Here is a 2,262-nt window from a genome sequence, read left to right as displayed (position 1 = left end):
CACCTCTCGTAGTAGATAGTCTTGTCACTCTCTAATAACTGATTGGCGGGCTTATGAATTGCTTCGGGAATCCTGCCTTTGATTACATGAGAAACACGAATATCTGGCGATTCAATTTGTTCACCGCTAAAGAATGTATTGGTTGCATCCTGTACTGCTTCGATAAAAGCCACATGAGATAATGTAGCTTCGTTGTCCTTTGCGAATACAGGGATAATACAATCATTCCTTAGATGCTCCAAACTGGCTTCAATCGTATTAGCTTCAATAAATAGAGGTCGTTTCTGCTTAATAATTGGCTCTTCAATTATTACCGCTTCTTCTGCATATTCACCAAAGTTTCTACTAGTTCTTTGTACTGGCATAATCTGTAATGTTGATTCCATAATCTGTAATTTATTAAGTTAATATTAGAAATTCCTCTGTCTGAAAGCCAAGCAAGCCACAATCAGTATTAATAATCCAATAAAGAACTGTGGCATTAAGACTACTGGCACAATTAGAATTATTCCAAACGTCAATAAAATCTTTAAATTCTCCATACGCATAATAATAGATTAGTAAATAGTGTATTTAAGGACAAAATGAGGGTTTGACATGAAGTACTATTCATTCACTTTCCTTTGTGCATCTTTATATGTAGACATATACAAATCGTTGATAAGTCCGCACATTTCAGAAGTTCAAAAGGTTTGTGGGCTGAATGGCAATTCATGTTATCCTTTCATTTTTCCTAATGATTGGTGAGGGGACTATAGGGTAATAGAAGGGGCTTATGCACGATATACATCTGATACGCTCACTGACAAATCAAATATTTCACTCTATCACTGCATAAACTCCAAATAAAAAACACTTCCTCAATAAAAGGGTCGGGGGTATGAATTTCAAGTACCTATATTTTTGAGTTGGGGATATACATAAAAAGCCCCAAAACCTGTTATGGTCTGGAGCTTCAATATTAATAACTTACATCCTCGAATCCGTTATTATTTATTGTATATTGAGGGACTAATTATCAGCTATACCTAAAGCACAGGCTAATGTATAATCAATGCCATAACCTTGTTTTGTTTTATTAATATAGTAAACCGTATTAAGAATAGAATACAATGATTGGATTGAATCTATATTGTCACTTTTATAAACTAATGATGGTGTGTGTTTATCATACTTATCTACCTCAACATACTGCTCTATATTATTGCATAGAGAATTATATCTTTCCTTTTTAGTAAAGCAATATTTATTATTATTAAAACACAGTATAAATATGTTATCAGAGAATTTCTCTAACGATGTGCATCTTTTGATTATACTGGTATATTTTTTCAGTGATTTTACAACATTTGTATTATTAAATAATTGATGAAATATGTATATTTCATGCAGTTTATCATACAGTTTACCAACCATAATTCTCGATTCACTTAGTTTACCACCAACAGTCCAAGCACTATAAAGAGAAATATCTATATTATTCCCATCAATGCCCTTTTTAAGATTGACTCTCATACCTTGATATTTTACATAATCTGAATAAATTCTATACCAAGTTCCATAAACCTTAAATAGATTTCCACTTTCTCTTATATCAGCTATACCCTGATTTATTAGTGTTTCAACATTACTTACAAAATCATCAATATCAATATAAATTACCTCATTCGCTAACATAATATTACATTTTAGTTATTTGCTATCAAAATTACACAAAATAATAAATTATCAAAAGTCAAAGTACATTATTTTACTACTGTTGAACAATTATCTTATAAATAATAATAAATATTGAAATATAGCTACGTAAATTCATGATTTTATAAAACGAATATACTGTAGAAATACTGAAAAATTGCCATTAGTTCTAAACTTTGTCATGGTGTGTGATATGGTATTGTATATAATAACTAAAAACTGCTAATGTGCTAATAAGAAACATATATCAGAGTAAATAAATATCACCAATTATTTATTCTAGGAGGATTCTTCATTTAATATGTCTTGTCTTTATAACAATAAAATTTATCTTGTTTCTTTTTATAATATAACCAACTTAAAACATTAGACTGGTCTTAATTTATCACTTGTATATTCTTGCAAATTGATATTTTATACAATTGAATTGTATAGAAAACTAAATAATCAATATCTCTTTAAAGGAATATGTATTTTGTCCCAAATTATTTCAGATTCATAAGCCCCAAACCCGTTTAATGTAAGCATTCGAAGAAATGCACCTTTTACACTTTGAGGTTTGGT

The 2,262-nt window shown here is 29.8% G+C and carries 2 protein-coding genes; both read right to left on the bottom strand.

The annotated features are described in order from the left end of the window. Positions 1-386: DUF3871 family protein (locus DXA54_RS28675; RefSeq protein ID WP_243647698.1), on the bottom strand; the 386-nt coding region annotated here is incomplete at its 3' end. A gap of 625 nt (positions 387-1,011) precedes the next feature. Continuing rightward, positions 1,012-1,677: a hypothetical protein gene (locus DXA54_RS27195; protein ID WP_008650593.1), complete on the bottom strand. Its 666-nt coding sequence runs from the start codon at positions 1,675-1,677 to the stop codon at positions 1,012-1,014. Positions 1,678-2,262 lie beyond the last annotated feature (585 nt).

The organism is Bacteroides sp. OF03-11BH (genome assembly GCF_003604005.1).
Taxonomy (GTDB): Bacteria; Bacteroidota; Bacteroidia; order Bacteroidales; family Bacteroidaceae; genus Bacteroides; species Bacteroides ovatus.
The sequence above is the reverse complement of the archived record's forward strand: the minus strand, read 5'-3'. Positions and strand labels throughout refer to the sequence as shown.

Bases quoted from the DNA above. Each gene is read 5' to 3' on its own strand.
- DXA54_RS27195 (WP_008650593.1), bottom strand. From the start codon at position 1,677: ATGTTAGCGAATGAGGTAATTTATATTGATATTGATGATTTTGTAAGT.